The sequence below is a fragment of the Thauera aminoaromatica genome (assembly GCF_000021765.1).
Lineage (GTDB): Bacteria > Pseudomonadota > Gammaproteobacteria > Burkholderiales > Rhodocyclaceae > Thauera > Thauera aminoaromatica.
In genome coordinates this window covers 862,405-889,043 of record NC_011662.2, presented here as the reverse complement: position 1 = coordinate 889,043, position 26,639 = coordinate 862,405, and the positions used below count along the sequence as shown (strand labels likewise).

General features: G+C 68.7%; 28 protein-coding genes. 22 read left to right on the top strand and 6 right to left on the bottom strand.

All coding sequences use genetic code 11. From position 1 onward, the window contains the following. Window positions 1-51: 51 nt before the first annotated feature. Complete coding sequence (locus tag TMZ1T_RS03920; protein WP_012584644.1) at window positions 52-735, bottom strand: TetR/AcrR family transcriptional regulator; 684 nt, start codon at window positions 733-735, stop codon at window positions 52-54. Between the two features lie 134 nt (window positions 736-869). On the opposite strand from TMZ1T_RS03920, the gene TMZ1T_RS03915 reads away from it, so the two are divergent. Genes TMZ1T_RS03915 through TMZ1T_RS03905 form a run of 3 tightly spaced genes read left to right on the top strand, consistent with a single transcriptional unit; the run spans window position 870 to window position 5,575 of the window. After that, the gene (locus TMZ1T_RS03915; protein ID WP_012584643.1) at window positions 870-2,744 is read left to right on the top strand and encodes an ABCB family ABC transporter ATP-binding protein/permease; all 1,875 of its coding nucleotides are present in this window, start codon (window positions 870-872) and stop codon (window positions 2,742-2,744) included. 31 nt (window positions 2,745-2,775) lie between these two features. Continuing rightward, window positions 2,776-4,527, top strand: a complete 1,752-nt coding sequence (locus TMZ1T_RS03910; RefSeq protein WP_012584642.1) for a cation:proton antiporter domain-containing protein — start codon at window positions 2,776-2,778, stop codon at window positions 4,525-4,527. A 25-nt stretch (window positions 4,528-4,552) separates the two neighbouring features. Further along, window positions 4,553-5,575 (top strand): asparaginase, encoded by a 1,023-nt coding sequence (locus tag TMZ1T_RS03905; RefSeq protein WP_004300911.1) that lies wholly within the window; start codon window positions 4,553-4,555, stop codon window positions 5,573-5,575. Window positions 5,576-5,608: 33 nt separating this feature from the next. Here the strand turns inward: TMZ1T_RS03905 and cysB are convergent, their stop codons facing one another. Beyond that, a complete protein-coding gene (gene cysB, locus TMZ1T_RS03900) occupies window positions 5,609-6,550 on the bottom strand; it encodes an HTH-type transcriptional regulator CysB (protein ID WP_004300909.1) in 942 nt (313 codons plus the stop codon). Between the two features lie 104 nt (window positions 6,551-6,654). Here cysB and TMZ1T_RS03895 point away from each other — a divergent pair, with 104 nt between their 5' ends. From TMZ1T_RS03895 to TMZ1T_RS03860, 9 genes are all read left to right on the top strand, one after another. Next, complete coding sequence (locus tag TMZ1T_RS03895) at window positions 6,655-7,437, top strand: sulfite exporter TauE/SafE family protein (RefSeq protein ID WP_004300907.1); 783 nt, start codon at window positions 6,655-6,657, stop codon at window positions 7,435-7,437. 68 nt (window positions 7,438-7,505) lie between these two features. Further along, complete coding sequence (locus tag TMZ1T_RS03890) at window positions 7,506-9,188, top strand: nitrite/sulfite reductase (protein ID WP_012584641.1); 1,683 nt, start codon at window positions 7,506-7,508, stop codon at window positions 9,186-9,188. After that, a complete protein-coding gene (locus TMZ1T_RS03885) occupies window positions 9,181-9,735 on the top strand; it encodes a DUF934 domain-containing protein (RefSeq protein ID WP_004300903.1) in 555 nt (184 codons plus the stop codon). Before TMZ1T_RS03890 ends, TMZ1T_RS03885 begins: the two co-directional genes overlap by 8 nt. Next, the gene (locus TMZ1T_RS03880; RefSeq protein WP_004300901.1) at window positions 9,732-10,502 is read left to right on the top strand and encodes a phosphoadenylyl-sulfate reductase; all 771 of its coding nucleotides are present in this window, start codon (window positions 9,732-9,734) and stop codon (window positions 10,500-10,502) included. Before TMZ1T_RS03885 ends, TMZ1T_RS03880 begins: the two co-directional genes overlap by 4 nt. Window positions 10,503-10,505: 3 nt before the next feature. Beyond that, window positions 10,506-10,658, top strand: coding sequence for a hypothetical protein (locus TMZ1T_RS21280; protein ID WP_004300900.1), 153 nt, complete (start codon window positions 10,506-10,508; stop codon window positions 10,656-10,658). Between the two features lie 7 nt (window positions 10,659-10,665). Beyond that, complete coding sequence (cysD, locus tag TMZ1T_RS03875; RefSeq protein ID WP_004300898.1) at window positions 10,666-11,580, top strand: sulfate adenylyltransferase subunit CysD; 915 nt, start codon at window positions 10,666-10,668, stop codon at window positions 11,578-11,580. Window positions 11,581-11,656: 76 nt separating this feature from the next. Further along, window positions 11,657-12,937 (top strand): sulfate adenylyltransferase subunit CysN, encoded by a 1,281-nt coding sequence (gene cysN, locus TMZ1T_RS03870; RefSeq protein WP_004300897.1) that lies wholly within the window; start codon window positions 11,657-11,659, stop codon window positions 12,935-12,937. A gap of 239 nt (window positions 12,938-13,176) precedes the next feature. Next, window positions 13,177-13,914: a complement resistance protein TraT gene (locus tag TMZ1T_RS03865; RefSeq protein WP_004300896.1), complete on the top strand. Its 738-nt coding sequence runs from the start codon at window positions 13,177-13,179 to the stop codon at window positions 13,912-13,914. Window positions 13,915-14,012: 98 nt separating this feature from the next. Further along, the gene (locus TMZ1T_RS03860) at window positions 14,013-14,414 is read left to right on the top strand and encodes an RNA-binding S4 domain-containing protein (RefSeq protein ID WP_012584640.1); all 402 of its coding nucleotides are present in this window, start codon (window positions 14,013-14,015) and stop codon (window positions 14,412-14,414) included. A 68-nt stretch (window positions 14,415-14,482) separates the two neighbouring features. Here TMZ1T_RS03860 and TMZ1T_RS03855 read toward each other — a convergent pair whose 3' ends face one another. The 4 genes from TMZ1T_RS03855 to TMZ1T_RS03840 all read right to left on the bottom strand — a co-directional run bounded on the left by TMZ1T_RS03855 (window position 14,483) and on the right by TMZ1T_RS03840 (window position 18,586). After that, a complete protein-coding gene (locus TMZ1T_RS03855) occupies window positions 14,483-15,358 on the bottom strand; it encodes an AEC family transporter (RefSeq protein ID WP_004300892.1) in 876 nt (291 codons plus the stop codon). A 118-nt stretch (window positions 15,359-15,476) separates the two neighbouring features. Beyond that, window positions 15,477-16,814, bottom strand: coding sequence for an ATP-dependent protease ATPase subunit HslU (gene hslU, locus TMZ1T_RS03850; RefSeq protein WP_004300891.1), 1,338 nt, complete (start codon window positions 16,812-16,814; stop codon window positions 15,477-15,479). 10 nt (window positions 16,815-16,824) lie between these two features. Further along, window positions 16,825-17,361 (bottom strand): ATP-dependent protease subunit HslV, encoded by a 537-nt coding sequence (hslV, locus tag TMZ1T_RS03845; protein ID WP_004300889.1) that lies wholly within the window; start codon window positions 17,359-17,361, stop codon window positions 16,825-16,827. Window positions 17,362-17,404: 43 nt separating this feature from the next. Beyond that, window positions 17,405-18,586, bottom strand: coding sequence for an STAS domain-containing protein (locus TMZ1T_RS03840; protein WP_041589611.1), 1,182 nt, complete (start codon window positions 18,584-18,586; stop codon window positions 17,405-17,407). 159 nt (window positions 18,587-18,745) lie between these two features. Between TMZ1T_RS03840 and ybgC the strand changes: the two genes are divergently transcribed. The 10 genes from ybgC (at window position 18,746) to TMZ1T_RS03790 (ending at window position 26,535) form a co-directional block, all read left to right on the top strand. Then, complete coding sequence (ybgC, locus tag TMZ1T_RS03835; RefSeq protein ID WP_004300887.1) at window positions 18,746-19,198, top strand: tol-pal system-associated acyl-CoA thioesterase; 453 nt, start codon at window positions 18,746-18,748, stop codon at window positions 19,196-19,198. Then, window positions 19,195-19,863, top strand: a complete 669-nt coding sequence (gene tolQ / locus TMZ1T_RS03830; RefSeq protein WP_004300886.1) for a protein TolQ — start codon at window positions 19,195-19,197, stop codon at window positions 19,861-19,863. Before ybgC ends, tolQ begins: the two co-directional genes overlap by 4 nt. A gap of 19 nt (window positions 19,864-19,882) precedes the next feature. Further along, window positions 19,883-20,299, top strand: coding sequence for a protein TolR (gene tolR, locus TMZ1T_RS03825; RefSeq protein ID WP_012584638.1), 417 nt, complete (start codon window positions 19,883-19,885; stop codon window positions 20,297-20,299). Continuing rightward, window positions 20,296-21,258: an energy transducer TonB gene (locus TMZ1T_RS03820; protein WP_012584637.1), complete on the top strand. Its 963-nt coding sequence runs from the start codon at window positions 20,296-20,298 to the stop codon at window positions 21,256-21,258. Before tolR ends, TMZ1T_RS03820 begins: the two co-directional genes overlap by 4 nt. Before the next feature lie 40 nt (window positions 21,259-21,298). Beyond that, a complete protein-coding gene (gene tolB, locus TMZ1T_RS03815; RefSeq protein WP_004300883.1) occupies window positions 21,299-22,576 on the top strand; it encodes a Tol-Pal system beta propeller repeat protein TolB in 1,278 nt (425 codons plus the stop codon). A gap of 68 nt (window positions 22,577-22,644) precedes the next feature. Beyond that, window positions 22,645-23,157: a peptidoglycan-associated lipoprotein Pal gene (gene pal, locus TMZ1T_RS03810; RefSeq protein WP_004300882.1), complete on the top strand. Its 513-nt coding sequence runs from the start codon at window positions 22,645-22,647 to the stop codon at window positions 23,155-23,157. Between the two features lie 12 nt (window positions 23,158-23,169). Then, on the top strand, window positions 23,170-23,967 hold the full coding sequence (gene ybgF / locus TMZ1T_RS03805; protein WP_012584636.1) for a tol-pal system protein YbgF: 798 nt from the start codon (window positions 23,170-23,172) through the stop codon (window positions 23,965-23,967). Between the two features lie 3 nt (window positions 23,968-23,970). Next, complete coding sequence (queE, locus tag TMZ1T_RS03800; protein ID WP_012584635.1) at window positions 23,971-24,642, top strand: 7-carboxy-7-deazaguanine synthase QueE; 672 nt, start codon at window positions 23,971-23,973, stop codon at window positions 24,640-24,642. Between the two features lie 70 nt (window positions 24,643-24,712). Continuing rightward, the gene (gene queC / locus TMZ1T_RS03795) at window positions 24,713-25,414 is read left to right on the top strand and encodes a 7-cyano-7-deazaguanine synthase QueC (RefSeq protein WP_012584634.1); all 702 of its coding nucleotides are present in this window, start codon (window positions 24,713-24,715) and stop codon (window positions 25,412-25,414) included. Window positions 25,415-25,428: 14 nt separating this feature from the next. After that, the gene (locus TMZ1T_RS03790) at window positions 25,429-26,535 is read left to right on the top strand and encodes a YeeE/YedE family protein (RefSeq protein WP_012584633.1); all 1,107 of its coding nucleotides are present in this window, start codon (window positions 25,429-25,431) and stop codon (window positions 26,533-26,535) included. Window positions 26,536-26,639 lie beyond the last annotated feature (104 nt).

The window sequence follows — 26,639 nt, the reverse complement described above, 5'->3', positions numbered from 1 at the left end:
CTTCATCTCCTCTTGCCGGCGCGCCGGAGGGCGTACCGTTCGAAATCGTCGTCAGCCTTGCAGACCACCGTCGGGCAGGGGCGCACGCAGGCCGCCGAGCAGGAAACTCATCAGGCGCGGCAGCAGCCGGGCGGGATCCTCGTCCTGCGGCCCCACTTCCATCAATTCGCTCAATCCGCCGAGTCCGGCGATCGCAAAGGCCATCGCACCGATCATGAAGTGGAAGCGCCACAGGATCTCTGCGCGCGGCACCTCGGGCAGGGCGCGGAAGAGCGCGCCAAGGAAGCGATCCATCACCTCGGCGTACTCCTCTGCGAGGAACTGGCGCACGAAGGCGTTGGGCTCATTGTAGGTACGCGCGAGCAGGCGCATGAAGGTGCGCCCGCCGTGCTCGGTGTCGGCGGCGAGTTCCAGCGCGGTGCCGAAGAAGGCCTCGACGATGCGGCTGGGCTTGAGCGGGGCTCCCGCGGCCTCGGCCTCCAGGCGGTCGAGTTCGTCGAGGCGGCGCGCGTTGAGGGCGGCGAGACGGCGGCGGAAGACCTCCTGCACCAGCGCGTCCTTGCCGCCGAAGTGGTAATTGATCGCGGCGAGGTTGGCGTTCGCTGCGCCGGTGATCATGCGCATCGAAGTGCCGTCGAAGCCGTTCTCCACGAAAAGGCGCTCGGCTGCATCGAGGATGCGGTCGCGGGTGTCGTTGGTCGGCGCGGGCGGGGTCGAAGTCATCGAGATCAGCATGTTTCAAACGTTTGTTTGAATCATACGTTTTCTTTATCGCCTGTCAAGCCGGGCTGATTCTGGAGCCTGCCGTTTGACTCGCAGCAGGGCTGCGCAACAGAATCGGGCGCCTTCCACGCACCGGCAGACCTCCGATGAGACGCGCCCCCTCCGCCGCCCTGCCCGCCCCCGCCACCGGCGAGCGCCACGACTGGCAGACGCTCAAGAGCCTGTTCCCCTTCATCTGGGCCTACAAGGGCCGGGTGCTCTTTGCGCTCGCCTGCCTGGTCGCGGCCAAGGGCGCCAACGTGTCAGTGCCGATCGTCTTCAAGCACCTGATCGACGGCCTCACGATCACGCCCGAGCAGGCCTTCATCGTGGTGCCGGCGGCGCTGCTGCTGGCCTATGGCGCGCTGCGCTTCTCCACCTCGCTGCTGACCGAACTGCGCGAGGTGGTGTTCGCACGCGTGACCCAGCAGGCGGTGCGCGAGATCTCGCTGCGCGTGTTCCGCCACCTGCACGCGCTGTCGCTGCGCTTCCACCTCGAACGCCAGACCGGCGGGCTCACGCGCGACATCGAGCGCGGCACGCGTTCGATCGGCTCGCTGATCAGCTACACGCTGTATTCCATCCTGCCCACGCTGATCGAGATCGGCATGGTGATCGGCATCCTGCTGGTCAATTACGACGCGGTGTTCGCGCTCATCACGCTCAGCGCGCTGACGATCTACATCGTGTTCACCGTCAAGGTGACCAACTGGCGCACCGCGCTGCGGCGCGAGGCCAACGAGCTCGATTCCGCCGCCAACGCGCGCGCGATCGACAGCCTGATCAACTACGAGACGGTGAAGTATTTCAACAACGAAGAGTTCGAGGCCCGGCGCTACGACGAGCAATTGCAGAAGTGGACCAAGGCGCAGGTCACCAACCAGTACTCGCTGTCGGCGCTGAACGTCGGCCAGGCGGCGATCATCGCAGTCGCCGTGACGGCGATGATGTGGCAGGCGGCCGACCGCGTGGCCAGCGGCGAGATGACGATCGGCGACATCGTGCTGGTCAATGCCTTCATGATCCAGCTCTACATCCCGCTCAACTTCCTCGGCGTGCTCTACCGCGAGATCCGCCAATCGCTCACCGACATCGAGCGCATGTTCGGCTTGATGCACACGCACCGCGAGATCGCCGACGCCCCCGACGCCCACACCCTGCCCGCCGGGCCGGCGAGCGTGCGCTTCGAGAGCGTCAGCTTCGCCTACGATGCCAAGCGCCCGATCCTCTTCGACGTCGATTTCGACATCCCCGCCGGCAGCACGGTGGCGGTGGTCGGCCACTCCGGCTCGGGCAAATCCACGCTCGCCCGCCTGCTGTATCGCTTCTACGACGTGCAAGGCGGGGCGCTGCGCATCAACGGCCACGACCTGCGCAGCCTGACCCAGGACAGCCTGCGCGCGGCGATCGGAATCGTCCCGCAGGACACGGTGCTGTTCAACGACACGCTGTACTACAACATCCACTACGGCCGCCCCGGCGCCAGCCGCGAGGAGGTCGAGGCCGCTGCGCGCGCCGCACAGCTGGAGGACTTCATCCGCCAGCTGCCCGAGGGCTACGAGACCCGGGTCGGCGAGCGCGGCCTGAAGCTCTCCGGCGGCGAGAAGCAGCGCGTGGCGATCGCACGCGCGCTATTGAAAAATCCGGCGATCCTGATTTTCGACGAAGCCACCTCGGCGCTCGACTCCCGGACCGAAAAGGCCATCCAGGCGCAGATCGAGTTGGCCGCAGAGGGGCGTACCGCGCTGGTAATCGCGCACCGGCTGTCGACGATCATGAACGCCGACGAGATCATCGTGCTGGACAAGGGCCGCATCGTCGAGCGCGGCCGCCACGCTCCGCTGCTGGCGCAGGGTGGCGCCTATGCGCAGATGTGGCTGCTGCAGCAGCAGGAAGAGGAAGCCGGCAGTACGCCGACCGACCGCGACGACGAGCACCCGGAAGGCGAGTCTTTCGCCGCGCCTGCGGTTGGCGTGGCGTAGACTGACCAGATAGTCCTCGCACAAGGCCCGCATGGAAGCCCACGAAAGCTTTCCCTTCCTCAAGGAAATCATCCTCTTCCTCGCGCTCAGCGGGGTGCTGATGCCGCTGCTGTCGCGGCTGAAGATCAATCCGGTGCTCGGCTTCCTGTCGGTCGGGGTGCTGCTCGGCCCCTACGGCCTCGCCTCGCTCGCAAAGGCCTGGCCGCCGCTGTCGTGGTTCACCTTCGCTCGCCCCGACGAGGTGGAGTTTCTCGCCGAGCTCGGAGTCATCTTCCTGATGTTCATGATCGGTCTGGAGATGCCGGTCGAGCGCCTGTGGTCGATGCGCCGGCTGGTGTTCGGGCTCGGCGGCCTGCAGGTCGCGCTCTCGGCAGCGGCGGTCGGGGGGCTCGCGCTGTGGTTCGGCAACGGCATCGAGGCCGCGGTCATACTCGGCGTGGTGCTGGCCTTCTCGTCCACCGCGATCGTCATGCAGTTGCTGATCCAGCGCCACGAACTCGGCACGCCGCTCGGCCAGGCCTCGTTCGCGATCCTGCTGTTCCAGGACCTCGCGGTGGTGCCGCTGCTGGTGCTGATCAGCATCCTCGGTGCCGCCTCGGGCGAGGGCAGCTTCGCGAGCCTGCTCGGCCTCGCGATGCTCAAGGGCGTGCTCACCGTGGTGGGCATCTACCTCGTCGGTCGCCGCGTGGTCCGTCCGCTCTTCCACCAGATCGCAGTCGACAAGCAACCCGACACCTTCACCGCGCTCACCCTGCTGACCACCTTGGGCGTGGCGGCGCTGACCTGGGTGGCCGGCCTGTCGATGGCGCTCGGCGCCCTGCTCGCCGGCCTGATCATTGCCGAGACCGAGTTCCGCCACGAGGTGGAGATCACCATCGAGCCCTTCAAGGGCCTGCTGATGGGCCTGTTCTTCATGTCGGTGGGCATGGGCATCGACCTGCGCGCGCTGCTCGCCGAGCCCTTGTGGATTCCGCTCTCGGTGGTCGGTCTGCTGGCCATGAAGGCGCTCATCGTGTTCGTGCTGCTGCGCGTTTTCGGCCTGTCCTGGGGGCGCTCCGCCGAGGGCGGCCTGCTGCTCGGCCAGGGCGGCGAGTTCGCCTTCATCGTGATCGGCATGGCGCTCACGCTGGGCCTGCTCGAACGCGATGTGGGCCAGTTCATGCTGATCGTGGTCGGCGTGTCGATGCTCGCCGCGCCGGTGGTCGCACGCCTCGGACAGAGCCTGGGCGACGGCATCGACCGACGCATCGCGCCGCCGGCCGAGGCGAACGATGCCGAGCTCGGCGAGCTCGGCGGGCATGTGATCATCGCCGGCTACGGCCGCGTCGGCCAGCTGGTCGGGCAGATGCTCGAGGAGCAGGGCGTGGGCTACGTCGCCATCGAGAACAATGCCCAGCTCATCGCCCACCAGCGCAAGGCGGGGGTGCCGCTGGTGTTCGGCGACGCCAGCCGCCCGGAGCTGCTGCGCAAGCTGCGCCTCGACCAGGCGCGCGCGGTGGTGCTGACCATGGACCACACCGCCGCCGCGATCCACGCGGTGCACGGCATCCGCCGCATGGTGCCGATGATGCGGATCATCGCCCGCGCGCGCGACGAGAAGCATGCCCTGCTGCTGCGCGAGGCCGGCGCCTCGGTGGTGGTGCCCGAAACCCTCGAGTCCAGCCTCAAGCTCACCGGCTGGGTGCTGGAGACCCTCGGCATACCCCCCGATGCCGCGCTACGCCTGGTCGAGCTGGAACGCGAGCGGCGCATCGTCGCGCTGCGCGACACCGGCAACGCCTGACGGCCCCCTGACGAATCCCGCCCACATGATCCCGCAGCACAACGCCCTCCAGATCCTGCGCAAGCCGCGCATCGCGCTCCTCGCCACCGGCGGCACCATCGCCGGCACGGCCGGCTCGGCCACCGACACCCGCGATTACACCGCCGGCCAGCTCGGCCCCGCGGCGCTGCTCGCCGCCGTGCCCCAGTTGGCCGAGCTCGCCCGCATCGACGCCACGCAGATCTTCAGCGTCGACAGCAAGGACATGACGCCACAGCACTGGCTGGTGCTGTCGCGCCGGGTGCAGAGGCTGATGGACGACCCCGCGGTCGACGGCATCGTCATCACCCACGGCACCGACACGCTGGAAGAGACGGCCTGTTTCCTCAACGTCACCGTCGCCACCACCAAGCCGGTGGTGATGACTGCGGCGATGCGCCCGGCCACCGCGCTATCGGCCGACGGCCCGCTCAACCTCTACCAGGCGGTCGAGCTCGCCTGCCGCCCGGCGGCCGCACGCTCGGGCGTGCTCGCGGTGGTCGGCGACCGCATCCTGCCAGCCGCGGCCCTCGCCAAGCGCCACCCCTCGGCGGTCGATGCGTTCTCGTTCGAGGGCGCGCTCACCACGCTCGCCAGCGACGCCGCGCTGCACGCGCTCGCGCCCTCGCGCTACAGCCGTGTCGTGCTGCCGGACGAGTTGCAGCACCTGCCGCCGGTGGAGCTGCTCACCGTCGCTGCGGGCAGCTCGCCCGCACTCGCCTCGGCGGTGGCGCGCGCGCTCGCACGCGCCCAACTGCTCAATGGCGCCGCAGGCCTGGTGCTGGCCCTGCCCGGCAACGCCAGCCTGCCCGAGGCCTGGCGACCCGCGCTGGAAGAACTGCCCAACGCGGTACCGGTGGTGCTCGCCAGCCGCTGCGGCGGCGGCGTACGGCGGCACCATGGCAACGCCCCCGCCAACTGGCTCGACGCCGGCGCGCTCGACCCGCTCAAGGCGCGCGTGCGCCTGATCGCGGGCCTCGGCGCCGGATTGCGCGGCGCACGCCTGCGGCGCTGGTTCGAGCGCGCCTGACGCGGCAGTGCTTGCGTCGCCCCGGCGCGCCCCTCACAGCCCCGGATCGGTGCCGCCGCCGGCGAGCGCGGTCTCGACCATGCGCCGCGACAGATGCGGCGCGAAGCCCTCGATGAAGGCGTACACATAGGCGCGCAGCCAGGCGCGACGGCGCAGGCCGATCCGTGTCGTGCTCGACTCGAACAGGTGGGCCGCATCGACCATGCCGAGCCTGCGATCCTCCGCGGGGTCGTAGGCCATGCGCGCTAGGATGCCGATGCCCAGGTCCATCTCGACATACTTCTTGATCACGTCCGAGTCGATCGCGGTGAGCACGACCTTGGGCTTGAGGCCGCGACCGAGGAAGGCCTTGTTGATCTGGCCGCGGCCGGTGAAGGCGTCGTCGTAGGTAATCAGCGGATAGCGCGCGATCGCCTCGAGCGTGAGCGGCGCGGCCTGCAGGATGGGGTGGCGCGGGGTGGCGACCACGCAGCGGTTCCACTGGTAACAGGGCAGCATCACCAGCTCGTCGTACTCGGCGATGGCCTCGGTGGCGATCGCGATGTCGGCGCTGCCGTCGAGCACCATCTCGCAAACCTGGCGCGGATTGCCCTGGTGCAGCTCGAGCTTGACCTGCGGGTAGCGCTGCATGAAGCGGCGGATCACGTCGGGCAGCACGTAGCGCGCCTGGGTATGGGTGGTCGCAATCGACAGGCGGCCCACGGCCTCGTTGGCGAATTCGTCACCCACCTGCTGCAGGTTGTCGAGGTCGCGCAGCACGCGCTCGGCGATCGCCAGCACCGCCCGCCCCGGCTCGGTGACCGCCACCAGGCGCTTGCCGTGGCGAGTGAAGATCTCGATGCCGAGCTCGGACTCGAGCTGGCGGATCTGCTTGGACACCCCCGGCTGCGAGGTGAACAGCGCGTCGGCCGCCTCGGAGACATTGAGCCCGCGACGGGCGACTTCATGCACGTAACGCAGTTGCTGCAGGTTCATGGCGCGCTAGATATAACAACCAGTTCTTAAAGTCTAACTGCAAACCGCTTCTTGCGCTTAACTGAAGTCCTTACGATGCGCCGCAACATCCAGGAGCGCGTTACATGGACTTCGCCTACACCATCGCCGGGTTCGCAGTCGGTGCCATCGTCGGTCTGACCGGCGTTGGAGGCGGATCCTTGATGACGCCGCTGCTGGTGCTGATGTTCGGCATCCACCCCTCGGTCGCCGTCGGCACCGACCTGCTCTACGCCGCGATCACCAAGGCCGGCGGCACCCTGGCGCACGGACTCAAGGGCACGGTGGACTGGAAGATCACCCGCCTGCTCGCCACCGGCAGCATTCCCGCGGCGGCGATCACGCTGGCGCTGATCGGACACTTCGCGCCCGGCGGCATCGAAGGCGCGGCCCACCTGATCCAGGTCTCGCTCGGCGTCGCCTTGGTGCTGACCGCGGTGGCGCTGATCTTCCGCAAGCGCATCCAGGCCTATGCCGCGACGCGCTCGGGTGGCCGCCCCGCCGATCCGGCGCGCACCGCCCGCCTGACCGTGCTCACCGGCGCCGTGCTCGGCGTGCTGGTATCGATCTCCTCGGTGGGCGCCGGCGCGCTCGGCGTCACCGCGCTGTTCTTCCTCTACCCGGCGATGCCGGCGCTACGCATCGTCGGCTCGGACATCGCCCACGCCGTGCCGCTGACCGCGGTCGCCGGCATCGGCCACTGGTTTCTCGGCAGCGTCGACTGGCTGCTGCTGGGCAGCCTGCTGGTCGGCTCGCTGCCCGGCATCTGGCTCGGCAGCCACATTTCCACCAAGGTACCCGACCGCGTCCTGCGCCCGATCCTGGCGACGATGCTGGTGCTGGTCGGCGCCAAGCTGATGGCGCACTGAGCCGCAGCGACCAAGCACGCGACGCCCCTCCCCGGCCCGAATCCACGCATACGACAGAGAGAGCCCATATGTACCAATACGACGAACACGACCAGCGCCTGCTCGACCAGCGCGTCGCCCAGTTCCGCGACCAGATGCGGCGTCACCTGGCCGGCGAGCTCTCGGCCGACGAGTTCCGTCCGCTGCGCCTGCAGAACGGGCTGTACATCCAGCGCCACGCGCCGATGTTCCGCATCTCGGTGCCCTACGGCCACCTCGCCAGCCGCCAGCTGAGGAAGCTCGCCCACCTCGCGCGCAGCTACGACCACGGCTACGCCCACTTCACCACCCGCACCAACGTGCAGTTCAACTGGCCGAAGCTGGAAGACGTGCCGGAGATGCTCGCCGAACTGGCCAGCGTGCAGATGCACGCCAACCAGACCTCGGGCAACTGCATCCGCAACATCACCGCCGACCCCTTCGCCGGCGTGGCCGCCGACGAGGTCGCCGATCCGCGCCCCTTCGCCGAGATCCTGCGCCAGTGGGCGACCTACAACCCGGAATTCGCCTTCCTGCCGCGCAAGTTCAAGATCGCCTTCAACAGCGCCGCCGAAGACCGCGTGGTGCTGCGGGTGTACGACATCGGCCTCGACCTGGTCCGTAACGAGGCCGGCGAGCTCGGCTTCCGCGTGCTGGTGGGCGGCGGCCTCGGCCGCACCCCGATCCTGGGCGAGGAGATCAAGCCCTTCCTGCCCTGGCAGCACCTGATCAGCTACTGCGAGGCCATCCTGCGCGTCTACAACCGCTGGGGCCGCCGCGACAACCTGTGGAAGGCGCGCATCAAGATCCTCGTCAAGGCGCTCGGGCCGGAAGAGTTCGGCCGCCAGGTGGAGGAAGAATGGGCCAACGGCAAGGACGGCCCCAACACCATCACCGCGGCGGAGCTGGCGCGCGTGTCGGCCCACTTCGCCCCGCCTGCCTACGAGACCCTGCCCGCGCAGGACGCCGCCTTCGACGAACTCCTCGCCGGCAACAAGGCCTTCGCCACCTGGGTCAAGCGCAATGTGCGCGCCCACCGCCAGCCCGGCTACGCGGCGGTGGTCCTGTCGCTGAAGAAGACCGGCACCGCCCCGGGCGACGTCACCGCCGAGCAGATGGACCTGATCGCCGATCTCGCCGACCGCTTCAGCTTCGGCGAGGCGCGCATGCTGCACGAGCAGAACGTCGCGCTCGCCGACGTGCGCCGCACCGACCTCTTCGAACTGTGGCAGGCGGCGCGTGCCGCCGGCCTGGCGACGCCGAACATCGGCCTGCTGACCGACATCATCTGCTGCCCCGGCGGCGACTTCTGCAGCCTCGCCAACGCACGCTCGATCCCGATCGCCGACGCCATCCAGCGCCGCTTCGACGACCTCGACTACCAGCACGACATCGGCGAGATCGACCTCAACATTTCCGGCTGCATGAACTCCTGCGGCCACCACCACGTCGGCCACATCGGCATCCTCGGCGTCGATAAGAACGACGAGGAGTGGTACCAGGTCAGCATCGGCGGCACACAGGGCAACGGCACCACGCTCGGCAAGGTGATCGGTCCGTCCTTCGCCCTCGACGAGATCGTGGGCGTGATCGAGAAGCTGCTCGAAACCTACGTCGAACTGCGCCATGAGGACGAGCGCTTCATCGACACCGTACAACGCGTCGGCACCGAGCCCTTCAAGGCACGCGTGTATGCCGACCGCCAGCCGCAAAGGAAAGCCGCCCATGTCTGACAAGATCATCAAGAACGGCCGCGTCGTCGCCGACGACCGCCTGACCGTGAGCCTCGCCGAAGGCGAGGTGCCTGCCGACATCGCGGTGCCCGCCGGCCCCGTGCTGGTGCCGCTCGCCGTATGGCAGGCGCGCCGCGAAGAGCTGCTGGCGCGTGCGCGCAGCGGCGAGGTGGGCGTGTGGCTGGCCGCGGGCGAGGACGTCGCCGCACTCGCTGACGACCTCGGGCTGCTGCAGATCGTCGGCCTGCACTTCCCCAAGTTCACCGACGGCCGCAGCTACTCCGCGGCAACCTTGCTGCGCACCCGCTACGGCTACCAGGGCGAACTGCGCGCGATCGGCCAGGTCCTGCGCGACCAGTTCAACTACATGACGCGCTGCGGCTTCGATGCCCTGCAGCCGCAAGCCGAGCGCTACACCGACGAACAGCTCGAGGCGGCGGTGGCCAGCATCGACGACTTCACCCAGCCCTACCAGCGCTCGGTGAAGGACCCGCTGCCGCTGTTCCGCCGCGTCGAACGCGGCACCGGCCGCGAGGTGCAGCAATGAACGCCGCCGTCAGCCTGCTGCGCCCCGCCCCGACCAACGCCGCCACCCGCCCGCAGCTCACCGACGCACTGCGCGCCACCGTGGGTGCCAAGTCCGCAGCCACGCTCGCACTGCTGCGCGAGGCCGTCGCCGAGTTCGGCGCGCACGGCGAGCTCGCCTTCGCCAACAGCTTCGGCGCCGAGGACATGGTGCTGACCGACCTCATCCTGTCGAACGGCCTGCCGATCACCATCTTCTCGCTCGACACCGGGCGGCTCCCCGCCGAGACCTACAGCCTGATCGGCGAAGTCGAGCGCCGCTACGGCACGAAGCTCGAGATCTACTTCCCCGACGCGGGCGCGGTCGAAACCTATGTGCGCAGCCACGGCATCAACGCCTTCTACGACACGGTCGAGCTGCGCAAGGCCTGCTGCGGCGTGCGCAAGATGGAGCCGCTGCGTCGCGCGCTCACCGGCCGCAAGGCCTGGATCACCGGCCTGCGCGCAGCCCAGTCGGTCACCCGCTCCGGCCTGCCGGTACGCGAGACCGACACCGCCAACGGGCTGGAGAAGCTCAACCCGCTGTCGGACTGGAGCGAGACCGAGGTGTGGGCCTACATCCGCCTCGCCGAGGTGCCCTACAACGCCCTGCACGACCAGTTCTACCCCAGCATCGGCTGCGCCCCCTGCACCCGCGCGATCGCGGTCGGCGAGGACGTGCGCGCCGGACGCTGGTGGTGGGAAAACCCGGAGACCAAGGAGTGCGGTCTCCACGTCAAGGCGAGCTGAGCCATGAACGGCAAGCACCCCGCCCAGGGCACGCACAGCCCCGCGATCGGTGCCGGCCGCCGCAGCCTGCAGCAGCGCCTGCTCGCGCTGCGCGCCGGACTCAGGGCAGCGCTGCGCGCCTTCAGAACCCATCCGATCAAGCATCCGCAACGGTAACCGCACCATGTCCACGCTGACCAAACAGACGCTGTCCCACCTCGACTGGCTCGAGGCCGAAGCCATCCACATCCTGCGCGAAGTCGCCGGCCAGTGCGCCAACCCGGTGTTGCTGTTCTCCGGCGGCAAGGATTCGATCTGCCTGCTGCGCCTGGCCGAGAAGGCCTTTCGCCCGGGCCGCTTCCCCTTCCCGCTGATGCACATCGACACCGGCCACAACTACAAGGAAGTCACCGACTTCCGCGACCGGCGCGCCGCCGAACTGGGCGAGCGCCTGATCGTGCGCTCGGTGGAAGACTCGATGGCGCGCGGCACCGTGGTGCTGAAGCACGCGGGCGAGTCGCGCAACAAGCACCAGTCGGTGACGCTGCTCGAGGCGATCGAGGAGTTCGGCTTCGACGCCTGCATCGGCGGCGCCCGCCGCGACGAGGAGAAGGCGCGTGCCAAGGAACGCATCATGAGCTTCCGCGACGAGTTCGGGCAGTGGGACCCGAAGAACCAGCGTCCCGAGCTGTGGAACCTGTACAACGCGCGTAGCCACAAGGGCGAGAACATCCGCGCCTTCCCGATCAGCAACTGGACCGAACTCGACGTGTGGCAGTACATCCAGCGCGAGCAGCTGGAACTGCCATCGATCTACTTCGCCCACACCCGCCCGGTGGTGCGCAAGAACGGCCTGCTGCAGCCGGTGACCGAGCTGACGCCGGCGAAGGATGGCGACGTCGTGGAGGACGTGCGGGTGCGCTTCCGCACCGTGGGGGACATCACCTGCACGGCGCCGGTGGAATCCGACGCGGACACCGTGGAGAAGATCCTCGCCGAGACGGCGACCACCACGATCACCGAGCGCGGTGCGACGCGGATGGACGACCAGACCTCGGAGGCGTCGATGGAGCAACGCAAGAAGGAAGGCTACTTCTGAGCGCATCCGCGCTCGTCGCAGCCCCCACCCCCCACTCTTCGCACCTCACGCCTGACCTTTGCACGGAATCATGACCATGTCCGCCCTCGAGCACCTCCCCGAAATCGACAACGGCTTGCTGCGCTTTCTCACCTGCGGCAGCGTCGACGACGGCAAGAGCACCCTGATCGGCCGCCTGCTGTTCGACACCAAGACCATCCTCGCCGACACCCTCAACGCCATCGAGAAGACCTCGGCCAAGCGCGGCATGAGCGCGGTCGACCTGTCGCTGCTGACCGATGGCCTGCAGGCCGAGCGCGAGCAGGGCATCACCATCGACGTCGCCTACCGCTACTTCTCCACCGGGCGGCGCAAGTACATCATCGCCGACGCCCCCGGCCACGAGCAGTACACCCGCAACATGGTGACCGCCGCGTCCACCGCCAACCTGGCGATCATCCTCATCGACGCGCGCAAGGGCGTGCTGACCCAGACCCGCCGCCACTCCTACCTCGCCAGCCTGGTCGGCATTCCCCATCTGGTGGTCGCGGTCAACAAGATGGACCTGGTCGACTACGACCAGGCGGTGTTCGAGCGCATCAAGGGGGAATACCTCGAATTCGCCGCCAAGCTCGGCATCCGGGACGTGCGCTTCATCCCGATCTCGGCGCTGGAGGGCGACATGATCGTCGACCGCGGCGAGCGCCTGTCCTGGTACGACGGCCCGACCCTGCTCGACATCCTCGAGAACGCCCCCGCAGCCCACACCGAACAGGCCGAGGACTTCCGCTTCCCGGTGCAGTTCGTGTGCCGACCGCAAGAGTCCGCCAACCCCGAACTGCACGACTATCGCGGCTTCATGGGCCGGGTCGAATCGGGCGAGGTCGCGGTGGGCGACGCGGTCACCGTACTGCCCTCGGGCGCCAGCAGCCGGGTCAGGAAGATCGAGCTCGGCGGCGTCGCGCTGCCGCGCGCCATCCACGAGCAGTCGGTGACCCTGCTGCTCGAAGACGAGATCGACATCTCGCGCGGCGACCTGATCGTGAAATCCGCCGAGGCGCGGGAGCCGGTCAAGCAGATCGAAGCCACGGTGTGCTGGCTGTCCGAGACCCCGCTGTCGCCTGCACGCACCTACCTGGTACGCCACACCACGCGCGAGGTGAAGGCCAAGCTCGCGAAGATCGACTACCGCCTGGACGTGAATACCCTGGAACAGGAGGCCACCACCGGGCTGGCGATGAACGACATCGCCCGCGTCACGCTCAAGCTCGCCCAGCCGATCATCGCCGACCGCTACACGGAGAACCGCGCTACCGGCGCCTTCATCATCATCGACGAGAGCACCAACAACACCGTAGGCGCGGGCATGATCGGCTGATCGCCGCCCGCCCTCCGCAGCGAGCGAACCCCGGCCCCCGCAAGGGCGCCGGGGTTCTCCATTTTGGGGACGAAGAAATTCCTACCGCATCACAGAACATGACAATCGGGCATAAAGTTTTCTATAATGAAATTCCATACGACTGTTTTCAGGTCTTTTCAGCACCTGCAAGAGTCATCCCCGGATCGCACCGAAACCCGCCGCCTGCCATCTTCATCCGTCCTCGAGGAGGTCTCCCGATGCTCAAGCGAATCACCCTCGTCACCGTCGCCACCTTGGTCCTCGCCGGCTGCGCCGCCACCCACGTCGCCATCAGCAAGCGCGACCTCGATGTGCAGACCAAGATGTCCGACACGGTCTTCCTCGACCCGGTCGGCCCTGACAAGCGCACCATCTTCCTGCAGATCCGCAATACCTCCGACAAGCCCGACCTTGCGGTGAATGACGAGATCGCCGCCGCGCTGCAGACCAAGGGTTACACCCTGCTGCAGGACCCGGAGGCGGCGCACTACGTCCTGCAGGCGAACATCCTGCAGGTCGGAAAATCGGCACCCACCGCGATCGAGGCGGCGATCGACCAAGGCTACGGGGTAGCCGCCTCGGGCGGCCTGGTCCTGGGGGCGGGAGCGGCATACGCCGGCGGCGCCAGCGGCCGTGGCATCGCCGCCGCCGGCCTGATCGGCTCGCTGGCCGAAGGCATCGCCGGCGCCGCGGTCAAGGACGTGTATTTTTCGATGATCACCGACCTGCAGATCAAGGAGCGCATCCGCGGTGCCGGCAAGGCAAGGGTGAGTTCGAACCACAGCCTGCGCCAGGGCAACAGCGGTGGTTCGCAGGTGTCGTACGACGAAGAGTCGTCCTACAAGACTTATCAGACCCGCATCGGCTCGACCGCGAACAAGGTCAACCTCGCCTTCGAGGAGGCGCTGCCCGAGTTGAAGAAAGGCCTGATCAATTCGATCTCCGGGCTGTTCTGAACGCTCGCAGGCTTCATCTGCCCCAGCACGCCGCCGGGTGTTCGATAATCACGGCGGCGCCTTGCCAATCCGGCGCCCTTCGACCGAGCGCCACCATCATGACCGACCGCAATCCCTCCGACACCGCGCGTACCCGCCTCGACAAGTGGCTGTGGGCGGCACGTTTCTTCAAGCACCGTACGGGCGCGACCGAGGCGGTCGATGGAGGAAAGGTCAAGCTCAACGGAATGGCGGCCAAGCCGGCACGCGAACTCAAGGTCGGTGACCGCCTCGACATCACGATCGGCGAGGATACGCGTACGGTGATCGTGCGCGCGATCGCGGACAAGCGCGGCTCGGCCGCCGTGGCGCAGGCGCTCTACGAGGAGACCGCGGAAAGCATCGAGGCGCGCGAACGCGCCCGTGAATTGCGCAAGTTCGCCGCCGCGCCCGGCGCCGACCTGCACGGCCGGCCGACCAAGCGCGACCGCCGCAGGATGGACCGCTTCGGGGGATGCTGAGCTCGCGTCCCCAAGCGCGAGCCCTCGCGGTGCCCGATCCGTACCGGCTCCGCTCCGACTCCCGTGCCTCAGTCGAGTACCAGCGCCAGCGCGATCGGCAGGAAAACCACCGCAGCGAGGTTGCCGATCAGCACCATCGAGGCCACCTTGTCGGGCTCCTGGTCGTAACGCTCGGCGAACATGTAGTTCAGCACCGCCGGCGGCAGGGCGCCGAACACGAGCAACAGCGCCTGCTCGCGCGGCGGAAGCTCGAGCATCTGCAGCAGGGCCCAGGCCAGCGCCATGCCCACCACCGGGCGTAGCACCGCACCGAAGAGGCCGAAGCCGACGGCGCTGATGCGCGAATCGGCCAGGCGCACGCCGAGCGCGAACAACATCAGGGGGATCGAGATGTCGCCGACCATCTCGATCGACATCAGCAGCGGCGGCCACACCTCGATGCCGAGGAAGCCGACCGCCAGGCCCGCGATCGTCGCCAGGATGGAGGGCGAGCGCCACACCGTGGTCAGCTTGGTATGGTGGTCCAGCAGCCAGGCGCCGTAGGAGAAGTGGATCACGTTCGACACCACGAACATCACCACCGCCGGAGCCAGCGCCGACTCGCCGAAGGCGAGCACCGCCAGCGGCAGGCCGAGGTTGCCGCAGTTGTTGAACATCATCGGCGGCACCAGCGTCTTGGTGGCGATCCCGGCCGCACGCGCGACCAGCCAGCCGGCCACACCGGAGCCGACGATGATCACCACGGTCGCGAACAGCAGCGGCAGGTATTCGCCGAGGCGGAAGTCCTTGCCGACCAGCGCACCGAACACCAGCGCGGGCACGAAGACATCCATGTTCAGCTTGTTGGCGTGCGACAGGTCCGGCTTCATGCGCCGGCCGACGAAATAGCCCAGCGCGGTGATCGCGAACAGCGGGAACAGGATGGAGACGATTCGGATCAGCATTCAGGGCAAACCGGGAGCGGACTGAAGGGGGTGCGACGGATGCGGTCACGGACAAGCCCGTCGTCGCGCGGTCCCCGCGGACGAAGCGAGCTTGTCCGCGAACGGACGCGAGCCGGGATCAAAGCACGTAACGCGCCAGATCCTCGCGCTGGGCGAGCATGACGAGCCGGCTGTCGACATAGGCGGCGTCGACTACCACGGTCTGCTCCGCACTGCTGCGCCCGGCCTCGAAGGAAACCTCTTCGAGCAGCTTCTCCATGACGGTGTACAGCCGGCGCGCGCCGATGTTCTCGGTCTTCTCGTTCACCTGGTAGGCGATCTCGGCCAGGCGGCGGATGCCGTCGTCGGCGAACTCCAGCTTCACCCCGTCGGTGGCGAGCAGCGCCTCGTACTGGCGCGTGAGGCAGGCGTCGGTGCTGGTGAGGATGCGGGCGAAGTCCTCCACAGACAGCGACTCCAGCTCGACGCGGATCGGGAAACGCCCCTGCAGCTCGGGGATCAGATCCGAGGGCTTGGACAGGTGGAAGGCGCCGCTGGCGATGAACAGGATGTGATCGGTCTTGATCATGCCGTACTTGGTGGAGATCGTCGTGCCCTCGACCAGCGGCAGCAGGTCGCGCTGCACGCCCTGACGGGAGACATCTGCGCCCTGCACGTCGCTGCGCGCGGCGATCTTGTCCACCTCGTCGAGGAACACGATGCCGTTCTGCTCGACCGCGCGCACGGCCTCGAGCTTGACCTCCTCGTCGTTGATCAGGCGCGCGGCCTCCTCGTCGGCGAGCAGCTTCATGGCCTCGCGGATCTGCAGCTTGCGCTGCTTCTTCTTGCCGCCGCCGAGGTTCTGGAACATGCCCTGTATCTGCTGGGTGAGTTCCTCCATACCCGGCGGGGCGAAGATCTCGGCCTGCATCGAGGGCGCGGCGACCTCGATCTCGATCTCCTTGTCGTCGAGTTCCCCCTCGCGCAGCTTCTTGCGGAATTTCTGCCGGGTGGACGAATCCTGCGCCGGCTCGGGCTCGGCGTTGAAGCCGACCGGGCGCGCCGGCGGCAGCAGGGCGTCGAGCACGCGGTCCTCGGCGGCATCCAGCGCGCGGTCGCGCACCGACTTCATCGCACGCTCGCGCCCGTCCTTGACCGCGATCTCCATGAGGTCGCGGATGATGGTGTCGACGTCGCGGCCGACATAGCCGACCTCGGTGAACTTGGTCGCCTCGATCTTGATGAAGGGCGCGTTGGCCAGGCGCGCCAGGCGGCGCGCGATCTCGGTCTTGCCGACGCCGGTGGGGCCGATCATGAGGATGTTCTTGGGGGTGATCTCGCTGCGCAGCGGCTCTTCCACCTGAGCGCGCCGCCAGCGGTTGCGCAGCGCGATCGCCACGGCCTTCTTGGCCTTGTCCTGGCCGACGATGTGCTTGTCGAGTTCGGAGACGATCTCCGGCGGGGTCATCTGGGTCATGCGGTCAGCCTCAATCCAGCACTTCGATGGTGTGGTGGTGATTGGTGTAGATGCACAGGTCGCCGGCGATGGAAAGCGCCTTGGACACGATTTCCCTGGGCTCGAGCTCGGTATTCTCGAGCAGTGCGCGCGCGGCCGACTGCGCGTAGGCGCCGCCGCTGCCGATGGCCACGATGCCCTGCTCGGGCTCGAGCACGTCTCCGTTGCCGGTGATCACCAGCGAATGCTCGCGATCGGCCACCGCAAGCATGGCCTCCAGCCGGCGCAGCATGCGGTCGGTGCGCCAGTCCTTGGCGAGCTCGACCGCGCTGCGCAACAGGTTGCCCTGGTGCTTGTCGAGCTTGGCCTCGAAACGCTCGAACAAGGTGAAGGCGTCGGCGGTTCCACCGGCGAAACCGGCGAGGATCTGACCGTTGTAGAGCGTGCGCACCTTGCGCGCGGAGGCCTTGATGACGATGTTGCCAAGGGTGACCTGGCCGTCGCCGCCGAGCGCGACGCGGTTGCCGCGCCGCACCGACAGGATGGTGGTGCCGCGATACTGTTCCATGAAGGATTCTCCGTCCCCGCGGAAATCGGGGCTGGTGTGTTGTTCAATGACGCAGGGTGACGTGAGCCACCTTGTCGACGCTCATGACCCGCAGCAGGCCGGCGACCATGGCGTTCACGTCGCGAAGACAGACGAGTTTACCTTGAGCCTGCAACGTGGCGAGAATATTGAAGAGCGTGCCGGCGCAGACAAAATCGAGCCGGCGCAGGCGCCGGCAATCGATCCGGACCTCGCGGCGCTCGACCGCGAAGGCGGCGAGGCGCCGGAGGGTATCGTTGGCAGCCCCGCAGAGCTCGCCCTCGAACGCGAACGCTTCCGGATCGGTCGACTGCGCCTCGTCCGCCTGCGCCGCGCGCGCCGTGGGAGCGTCGCCGCGACCTTCCCAGGACGGCGGGGACTCCTCGAAGGTCACCGCATAGTCGACCGCGACATCCTCGAAGCGCGCCTGGTCGCCGGCGTACTGCAACAGCTCGAGCAGCATCAGCCAGGTATCGCGCGCCTGCGCCCTCCCGGGGGATACGGCCTGCGACAGGATGTCGGCGAGCGCGCGCACATTGACCAGCCTCACCTGAAGCCGCTCGGCCGCCAGCCCGGCAAGCAGGCCGCGCCAGACGGCGCAGCCCGCATCGTCCACCCCGCGCACCTTGGCGACGTCGATGCGCACCCCGCCGCTGCGGCGCGCGATCTTGGCGAGCTGGGCGAACTGGCGCTCGGCGGCTGCCGAGAGCTGCCCGCTCAGGTTGACCAGCGGCAGCTCGGTGCCCGCCGCCTTGCCCGCCACCCGCGACAGATCCTCCCAGGGCGGCGGCGAGCGCTCGAAGCGGGTGGCGTAATCGAGCACGCGCGACTCGAAGCGCTGGCGCTCCCCGCGCAGGCGGTAGAGATCGAGCAACATCAGCCAGGCACCCTCACCGCCCTCGCCACCTTCCGCGCCGACGGCGGCCTCGAGCACGGCGAGCGCGTCGTCGTCGCTACCGTTCGCATACAGCACCGCAGCCTCCTCGAAGGCCGCGCCGATCCCGCTTCCGCACTCGCGCACCTCGACCTGCCCGGCCACGCGTGCGAGCGCGCGCCCGTGGTCGGTGCCGGTGAAGTCGAGCGCGGACAACTCGGTAGGCGGGGGACGCTCGTCGCGCAGGGCGTCCGCTCCCGGCCCGGCTCGCGCGTCGCGCGGTGCGCCGGGCGCGGGCGAAACGGGTTTCTTGCCGAAGAAGGGGAGCGCCACGTCCGTATTCCGATGTCGCGGACGCCCCATGCGAGCCGCCGCAACCAACGACATTCACAGAAAAGCGCTTTTGCAACAAGCAATAAGCGCGAGAAAAATCCATCGATCAAGAACGCGACAGACGTGCATTCGGTGCCGCGGCTCGGCTAGAATGCTGCAATGCAACCGAAAACCGTTTCCGACGCGGGCGGCGAATCGCTCCCCGCGTCGTCGCGTTTTTCCCTGTCCGTCCGAGTCTATTACGAAGACACCGACGCAGGGGGTGTCGTCTATTACGCAAACTATCTCAAATTCTGCGAGCGCACGCGCACCGAATGGCTGCGTGCGCTCGGCGTCGCCCAGCACGCCTTGCTCGACGAGCAGGGCGTGGGTTTCGTGGTGCGCTCGGTGCAGGCCGACTACCGCGCTCCGGCACGCCTGGACGACGCGCTCGAGGTGAGCGCCCGCATCGCCAGCCGGCGCCGCGCGAGTCTCGTGTTCGACCACGAGATCCGCCGCGGCGGCGAACTTCTCTTCACCGCGCAGGTCCTCGTGGCTTGCGTGGACATGCGGCGCATGAAGCCCGCAGCCCTCCCCGCCTCCCTGCACGCCCTTCTCGAAAGCCCAGCATGACCGTCACCCACGACCTCTCCATCCTCAGCCTGATCTCCCAGGCGAGCGTCCTCGTCCAGCTCGTCATGGCGCTGCTGGCAAGCCTGTCGCTCGTCTCCTGGTACTGGATCTTCCGCAAGGCCTTCCAGATCCGCCAGGCGCGTGCACAGACCGACGAGTTCGAGCGCGACTTCTGGAGCGGCGGCGACCTCAACACCCTCTACGAGTCGGCTGGCCGCCACCAGTCCGAAGGCATGGAGCGCATCTTCGAGGCCGGCTACCGAGAGTTCACCAAGCTGCGCGGCAAGGGCCACGACCACGGCGCCACGCTCGACGGCGCCCGCCGCGCCATGCGCGCCACCTACCAGCGCGAGATCGACGACCTCGAGGCCCACCTCGCCTTCCTCGCCTCGGTGGGGTCGGTGTCGCCTTACATCGGCCTGCTCGGCACCGTGTGGGGGATCATGAACTCCTTCCGCGGCCTCTCCAGCGTCGGCGCCGCCACCCTCGCGCAGGTCGCGCCCGGCATCGCCGAAGCCCTGGTCGCCACGGCGATCGGCCTGTTCGCGGCGATCCCGGCGGTGGTGGCCTACAACCGCTTCGCGCACGACATCGACCGCCTCGGCATCCGCTTCGAGAGCTTCATGGAAGAGTTCTCCAACATCCTGCAACGCAACCTGCGCTGACCCGGACGGAGTTCCAACGATGCGCCAACGCCGTCTCATGAACCAGATCAACGTCGTGCCCTACATTGACGTGATGCTGGTGCTGCTGGTGATCTTCATGGTCACCGCGCCGATGATCCAGCAGGGCACGATCAACGTGCCCTCCGCCGGCGCCGGCACGCCGCCGCCTCAGTCCGAGGCCATCTTCATCGAGGTCAAGGCCGACGGGGCCTATGCGCTGCGCGCCAGCAACAGCGGGAGCTCGCGCCCGGTGCGCCGCGACCAGCTGTCGACCGCGCTCAAGGACGCCCTCGCGAAGAACCCCGAGCAGCCCTTCCTGGTCGCCGCCGACAGCAAGCTCGACTACCAGAAGGTGATCGACGTGCTCGAGACCGCGCGCGACGCCGGAGTGCGCAAGATCAGCCTGGTCACCCAGAGCGCGACTTCGCAGAAATGAGGGACCGCCCCGCACCGCACCGCCGCGAGCCGCCTGGCAAGTGGCAGTCCCTCGGGTTGACCGTGGCGGTCCACCTGGGATTGTTCCTGTTCCTGTTCTTCGGCATCCGCTGGCAGAGCCCGCCGCCCGCGGCGCTCGAGGTCGGGCTGGCTTCGGCACCGGAGCGCAGCGCGCCAGCCGCAGCGCGCCCGCAGCCGGCGCCGGAGCCCCGGCCGGAGCCGAAACCCGAACCGAAGCCCGAGCCCAAACCCGAACCGAAGCCCGAGCCCAAACCGGAACCGAAGCCGGAACCGAAGCCGGAACCCAGACCTGAACCGCCCAAGCCCCAGGCCAAGCCCGAGATCGTCGCCAAGGCGCCCGAGAAGAAGCCGGAGCCGCCCAAGCCCGAGCCACCGAAACCCGAACCCAAACCACAACCGAAGCCGGAGCCCAAGCCTGAACCGAAGCCCGAGCCCAAGCCCCAACCCAAGCCGGAGCCGAAACCCGAGCCCAAGCCGCAGGCCAAGCCCGAACCCAAGCCCCAGCCCAAGCCGGACACCAAGCCGATCGACGACTACATGGCGCAGCGCCTCGCGCAGGAGACCCAGCGCGCCGAGCAGGCCCGCCTGTCCAGCCTGATGGCGCAGGAAGGTGCGCGCGCGGCCGCGGCCGGTCCGAGCCGCCAGGGTCCGCCCGGTGGCGACATCGACAAATACCGCGCGGCGATCGCTGCCAAGGTGCGCGGCAACCTGTTGCGCCCGCCCGGCCTGTCCGGCAACCCGGAGGCGGTGTTCGAGGTCGACCAGCTGCCGAGTGGCGAAGTGCTCAATGTCCGCCTCAAGCGCTCGTCCGGCGTGCCCGCCCTCGACGAGGCCATCGAGCGCGCGATCCGGCGCTCGAGCCCGCTGCCGCTGCCGGACAACAAGAACCAGTTCGAGCGTACCCTCGAACTGAAATTCCGTCCGCTGGCGGACGATTGAGTCCGTCATGTCTATAATCCGCGGCTGGAGAAAACCCCGCATGATCAAAACACTGCACGCATTCCGCCTCTTCCTCGCCGGCCTGCTCGCCAGCCTCGCGCTGGGTGCGCACGCCCAGCTCTCGATCGAGATCACCGGCACCGGCGCCTCGCGCTTTCCGGTCATCATCCCGATCTTCGAGAACGAGGGCCGCCTGCCGCAGAGCGTCACCGACGTCGTGCGCGCCGACCTCGAGCGCAGCGGTCTGTTCACCCTGATCGACACCGGCCCGCTGCCGATGCCCGAATCGGTGGCGCCCGACCTCGCCGCGGTGCGCAGTCGCGGCGCCGACGCGGTGCTCACCGGCAGCCTGATCCCGATGGCCGACGGCCGCTACGACGTGCGCTTCCGGCTCTTCGACGCGCAGAAGCAGCAGGAACTCGGCGCCATGTCGCTGCCGATGAGTCCGGCGCAGAACCGCCTGGTCGGCCACCGCATCGCCGACTTCGTGTACGAGAAGCTCACCGGCCTGCCGGGTTACTTCGCCACCCGCATCGCCTACGTGATCAAGTCCGGTCCCAACTTCGAGCTCCAGATCGCCGACGCCGACGGCATGAACGCCGCCACCGCGCTGCGCTCGCGCGAGCCGATCATCTCGCCTTCGTGGTCGCCCGACGGCCAGCGCCTGGCCTATGTGTCCTTCGAGCAGAAGAAGCCGATCGTCTACGTGCACACACTCGCCACCGGCCAGCGCCGCGTGGTCGCCAACTTCAAGGGCTCGAACTCCGCGCCGAGCTGGTCGCCCGACGGCAGCCAGCTCGCGGTCGTGCTCACCAAGGACGGCCTGTCGCAGCTCTACGCGATCGGTGCCGACGGCTCCGGCGTGCGCCGCCTCGCGCAATCCTCCGGCATCGACACCGAGCCCTTCTGGGGCGCCGACGGCCACATCTACTTCACCTCGGATCGCGGCGGCAGTCCGCAGATCTACCGTATTCCTGCCAGTGGCGGCAGCGCCCAGCGGGTGAGCTTCGAAGGCAACTACAACGTGACGCCGCGCCTGTCGTTCGACGGCAAGTTGCTCGCCTTCATCACCCGCAATGCCGGCCGCTTCCAGGTGGCCGTGCAGGACGTCGCCACCCGGCAGACCACCATCCTCACCGATTCGGCACGCGACGAATCGCCCAGCTTCGCCCCCAACGGCCGCATGATCCTCTACGCCACCGACACCGGTGGCCGTGGCGTGCTGTCGGCGGTGTCGACCGACGGGCGCATCCGCCAGCGGCTCACGGTGCAGGCCGCCGATGTCCGCGAACCCGCCTGGGGTCCGCAGATCCGGTAACCATGAAGCGGCAACAAAGCCGCATACCCCTCTCTGCTGTCATCAACACTCGTACTGGAGCATCACCCATGAAGAAACTCGTCCTCCCCGCGCTGCTCGCCCTGACCCTGGCCGCCTGCTCGAGCACCGGCCCCGAGAACGGCGCCGCCTCCGTCCAGGACCGCGGCACCGGCGTCGCCACCGTGACGGCCGGCAGCGCCAAGGGCAGCGGCATCGCGGCGCTCACCGACCCCAACAACATCCTCTCCAAGCGCAGCGTCTTCTTCGACTTCGACAGCTTCGTGATCAAGCAGGAAGCCCGCCCGCTGATCGAAGCCCACGCCCGCTTCCTGGTGCAGAACCCGCAGATGAACATGCTCGTCCAGGGCAACACCGACGAGCGCGGCAGCCGCGAATACAACCTCGCCCTCGGCCAGAAGCGCGCCGACGTCGTCAAGCAGGCCCTCATGCTGCTCGGCGCCAAGGAATCGCAGATCGAGTCCGTGAGCCTGGGTGAAGAGAAGCCGCGCTGCGAAGACCGCACCGAGAACTGCTACGCCGAGAACCGCCGCGGCGACATGCTCTACACGGGCGAGTTCTAAGAGAGTCCCGACATGAAACGCCTTCTGCCGCTCGCCGCAGCGTTCGTCCTCATCCCGAGCGCCCCGGCGCACGCCCAGCTCTTCGGGGGTGACACCGAGGCCCGCAACCAGATCTTCCAGCTCCGGCAGGACGTTCAGGGGCAGATCGAGACCACCAGCCGCGGCCAGCTCGAGCTCGCCATGCAGAACGAACAGATGCGCGCCGAACTGGCGCGCCTGCGTGGCCAGATCGAACTGCTGACCAACGAGGTGGAGACGCTCAAGCAGCGCCAGAAGGATTTCTACGTCGACCTCGACGCCCGCCTGCGCCGGTACGAATCCGGTGCGGCGGGCGCCGCCTCCGCCGCCCCGGCCTCCGGGGATGCGGCGCCGGCGGCACCGGCTGCGGCCGCAGCGCCCCCGCAGGCACCTGCCCCCGCGCCAGCCCCCGCATCCGCGAACACCGAATCCGCCGACTACCAGGGCGCCCTCGCGCTGCTCAAGAACGGCAAGCACAAGGACGCGCAGACCGCGTTCGAGCGCTTCATCACCCGCTACCCGGCAGGCAACTTCACCGCCGGCGCCCACTTCTGGGCCGGCAACGCCGCACTGCAGGCGCGCGACGTCGCCAGTGCGAATCGCCATTTCAAGACGGTGATGGACAAGTACCCCAAGGAGAACGTCGCGCCCGACGCCATGCTCGGCCTGGCCAACAGTCAGCAGGCCATGAACGACGCCGCCGGCGCCAAGCGCACCCTGCAATCGCTTGTCGAGCGCTATCCGCAGAGCAACGCCGCCCAGGTCGCCCGCCAGCGCCTGAGCGCGCGCTGATCCATGTCCGCTGTCGAAACGGCGCCGGCGACGGCCGTGCGCCTCCGTATCACCGAGATCTTCGCCTCGCTGCAGGGCGAATCCACCCGCGTCGGCCTGCCCACCGTGTTCGTGCGCCTGACCGGCTGCCCGCTGCGCTGCACCTGGTGCGACACTGCCTACGCCTTCAGCGGCGGCGAGACACGCACGCTCGACGACATCCTCGCCGAGGTGGCCAGCCACGGTCTGCGCCACGTGTGCGTGACCGGCGGCGAGCCGCTCGCACAGAAGGGCTGCCTACCGCTGCTCGCCGCGCTGTGCGATGCCGGCCACGACGTGTCGCTGGAAACGAGCGGCGCACTCGACATCGCGGGGGTCGATCCTCGCGTGTCGCGCATCGTGGACCTCAAGGCCCCGGGCTCGGGCGAGCTCGCCCGCAACCGCTGGGAAAACCTCGCGCTGCTGTGCGCTCACGACGAGCTCAAGTTCGTGCTCGCCGACGCCGCCGACTACGCATGGGCCAGGCAGCAGATCGCCGAGCACCGCCTCGCCGAACGCTGCGGCGTGCTGCTGTCGCCGGTCGCCGGCGCGCTGGACCCTGCCGAGCTCGCCGGATGGATCGTGCGCGACCGCCTGCCGGTGCGCTTCCAGCTCCAGCTCCACAAGATCCTGTGGAACGACGCCCGCGGCCGCTGAGCGCCGCTGTTCCGGCCCGGCGACGCCGCGAGCAGATCCACCCCGCCCCGCCATCCAGAATGACTCCGGAATGACCAGCCTCCACACCCCACCCCGCGCCGTCGTGCTGCTCTCCGGCGGCCTCGATTCCGCCACCTGCCTCGCGATCGCGCGCGACATGGGCTTCGAGACCTACGCGCTGTCGGTCGCCTACGGCCAGCGCCACGCCGCCGAGCTCGCCGCCTCGAAGCGCGTGGCGCAAGCGCTCGGCGCGCGCGAGCACCGCACCGCCAGCGTCGAACTCGGCCAGTTCGGGGGCTCGGCGCTCACCGACCCCGGCATCGCGGTGCCGCTCGATCAGGACAACACCGGCATCCCGGTGACCTACGTGCCGGCGCGCAACACGGTCATGCTGTCGATCGCACTCGCCTGGGCCGAGGTGCTCGGCGCCAACGACATCTTCGTCGGCGTGAATGCGGTCGATTACTCGGGCTACCCCGATTGCCGGCCGGTCTTCATCGAGGCCTTCGAGCACATGGCGCGGCTGGCCACCAAGGTCGGCGTCGAGGGCGCGCAGCTGCACATCCACGCCCCGCTGATCGAGCTCTCCAAGGCCGACATCATCCGCCGCGGCACCGCCCTCGGCGTGGACTACGGCCTCACCGTCACCTGCTACCAAGCCGACGACGACGGCCTCGCCTGCGGCCGCTGCGAAGCCTGCCGCCTGCGCGCTGCCGGTTTCAAAGCCGCCGGCGTGCCCGATCCGACGCCCTACCAGCCGCGTTCGGCCTGACCCCCTGCCGCGCCATGGACCACGCCCTCGTCTCCGCCTCCACCATCGTCTGGCTCGGCTTCGCGATCGGCGCCGCGTTCGGCGCTTCCAGCCAGCGCACCGGCTTCTGCACCATGGGCGCGGTCTCCGACGCGGTGAACATCGGCGACTGGACGCGGATGCGGATGTGGGCGCTCGCGGTCGCGCTCGCCACCCTCGGCACTGGCGCGCTGCACGCCCTCGGGCTCTTCGACCCTGCCAAGACCCTCTACACCGGCGCCCGCCTGCCCTGGCTGTCACACATCGTGGGCGGACTCGCCTTCGGCGTCGGCATGACGCTCGCCTCCGGCTGCGCCGGCAAGACCCTGATCCGCATCGGCGGCGGCAACCTCAAGTCGGTCGTGGTGTTCGTCTTCCTCGCCATCGGCGCCTCGATGACGCTGCGCGGGCTCACCGGCGTGTGGCGGGTCGAGTTCCTCGACCCGGTGGCGCTGCAGCTGCCCCACGGCCAGACCCTGCCCGCCTTCCTCGCGGCGGCCGGCATGGAGGCAGGCAAGGCCGCGCTCGCCGCCAGCGCGCTCGCCGGCGGCGGCCTGCTCGCCTGGGCGCTGGCCAGCCGCGACGCGCGCCACCCCGAGGTGCTGCTCGGCGGGGCCATCGTCGGCCTCGCGGTGGTGGCCGGCTGGTACGTCACCGGCCACCTCGGCCACATCGCCGAGCACCCCGACACCCTCGAGGAGGTCTTCCTCGCCACCAACAGCGGCCGCGCCGAGTCGCTCAGCTTCGTCGCCCCGCAGGCCTTCACCCTCGAGCTGCTGCTGCTGTGGAGCGATGCCAACCGCCAGATGAGCTTCGGCATCGCCAGCGCGCTCGGCGTGATCGCCGGCGCGGCGGCGATGGCGCTGGCCACGGGCAGCTTCCGCATCGAGAGCTTCCGCGACCCCGCCGACCTCGTGCGTCACATCGCCGGCGGCCTGCTGATGGGCTTCGGCGGCGTCACTGCGCTCGGGTGCACGCTCGGCCAGGGCGTCTCGGGCCTGTCGACCCTCGCGCTCGGCGCCGCGATCACCACCGCCGCCATCATCGCGGGAGCCGTTGCGACGATGAAGCTCCAGTACTGGCTGCCGACCCGCGCAGGCTGAAGAGGCAAACCGCCGGCCGCTCTGCCCCGACGAGCCACCCTGCGGCTCCATCGGGGGACCGCGAAACCGGCAAGGCGCTTGACGACGTTTCCATCGGCCATTAT

Coding starts and splice junctions, on each gene's coding strand:
- TMZ1T_RS03910 (WP_012584642.1), top strand. CDS start 2,776: ATGGAAGCCCACGAAAGCTTTCCCTTCCTCAAGGAAATCATCCTCTTC.
- tolR (WP_012584638.1), top strand. CDS start 19,883: ATGCGCCAACGCCGTCTCATGAACCAGATCAACGTCGTGCCCTACATT.
- TMZ1T_RS03920 (WP_012584644.1), bottom strand. CDS start 735: ATGCTGATCTCGATGACTTCGACCCCGCCCGCGCCGACCAACGACACC.
- TMZ1T_RS03895 (WP_004300907.1), top strand. CDS start 6,655: ATGGACTTCGCCTACACCATCGCCGGGTTCGCAGTCGGTGCCATCGTC.
- cysN (WP_004300897.1), top strand. CDS start 11,657: ATGTCCGCCCTCGAGCACCTCCCCGAAATCGACAACGGCTTGCTGCGC.
- cysD (WP_004300898.1), top strand. CDS start 10,666: ATGTCCACGCTGACCAAACAGACGCTGTCCCACCTCGACTGGCTCGAG.
- TMZ1T_RS21280 (WP_004300900.1), top strand. CDS start 10,506: ATGAACGGCAAGCACCCCGCCCAGGGCACGCACAGCCCCGCGATCGGT.
- ybgF (WP_012584636.1), top strand. CDS start 23,170: ATGAAACGCCTTCTGCCGCTCGCCGCAGCGTTCGTCCTCATCCCGAGC.
- TMZ1T_RS03885 (WP_004300903.1), top strand. CDS start 9,181: ATGTCTGACAAGATCATCAAGAACGGCCGCGTCGTCGCCGACGACCGC.
- pal (WP_004300882.1), top strand. CDS start 22,645: ATGAAGAAACTCGTCCTCCCCGCGCTGCTCGCCCTGACCCTGGCCGCC.
- TMZ1T_RS03855 (WP_004300892.1), bottom strand. CDS start 15,358: ATGCTGATCCGAATCGTCTCCATCCTGTTCCCGCTGTTCGCGATCACC.
- cysB (WP_004300909.1), bottom strand. CDS start 6,550: ATGAACCTGCAGCAACTGCGTTACGTGCATGAAGTCGCCCGTCGCGGG.
- TMZ1T_RS03820 (WP_012584637.1), top strand. CDS start 20,296: ATGAGGGACCGCCCCGCACCGCACCGCCGCGAGCCGCCTGGCAAGTGG.
- queE (WP_012584635.1), top strand. CDS start 23,971: ATGTCCGCTGTCGAAACGGCGCCGGCGACGGCCGTGCGCCTCCGTATC.
- ybgC (WP_004300887.1), top strand. CDS start 18,746: ATGCAACCGAAAACCGTTTCCGACGCGGGCGGCGAATCGCTCCCCGCG.
- hslV (WP_004300889.1), bottom strand. CDS start 17,361: ATGGAACAGTATCGCGGCACCACCATCCTGTCGGTGCGGCGCGGCAAC.
- tolB (WP_004300883.1), top strand. CDS start 21,299: ATGATCAAAACACTGCACGCATTCCGCCTCTTCCTCGCCGGCCTGCTC.
- TMZ1T_RS03890 (WP_012584641.1), top strand. CDS start 7,506: ATGTACCAATACGACGAACACGACCAGCGCCTGCTCGACCAGCGCGTC.
- TMZ1T_RS03880 (WP_004300901.1), top strand. CDS start 9,732: ATGAACGCCGCCGTCAGCCTGCTGCGCCCCGCCCCGACCAACGCCGCC.
- TMZ1T_RS03860 (WP_012584640.1), top strand. CDS start 14,013: ATGACCGACCGCAATCCCTCCGACACCGCGCGTACCCGCCTCGACAAG.
- tolQ (WP_004300886.1), top strand. CDS start 19,195: ATGACCGTCACCCACGACCTCTCCATCCTCAGCCTGATCTCCCAGGCG.
- TMZ1T_RS03905 (WP_004300911.1), top strand. CDS start 4,553: ATGATCCCGCAGCACAACGCCCTCCAGATCCTGCGCAAGCCGCGCATC.
- TMZ1T_RS03790 (WP_012584633.1), top strand. CDS start 25,429: ATGGACCACGCCCTCGTCTCCGCCTCCACCATCGTCTGGCTCGGCTTC.
- queC (WP_012584634.1), top strand. CDS start 24,713: ATGACCAGCCTCCACACCCCACCCCGCGCCGTCGTGCTGCTCTCCGGC.
- hslU (WP_004300891.1), bottom strand. CDS start 16,814: ATGACCCAGATGACCCCGCCGGAGATCGTCTCCGAACTCGACAAGCAC.
- TMZ1T_RS03865 (WP_004300896.1), top strand. CDS start 13,177: ATGCTCAAGCGAATCACCCTCGTCACCGTCGCCACCTTGGTCCTCGCC.
- TMZ1T_RS03915 (WP_012584643.1), top strand. CDS start 870: ATGAGACGCGCCCCCTCCGCCGCCCTGCCCGCCCCCGCCACCGGCGAG.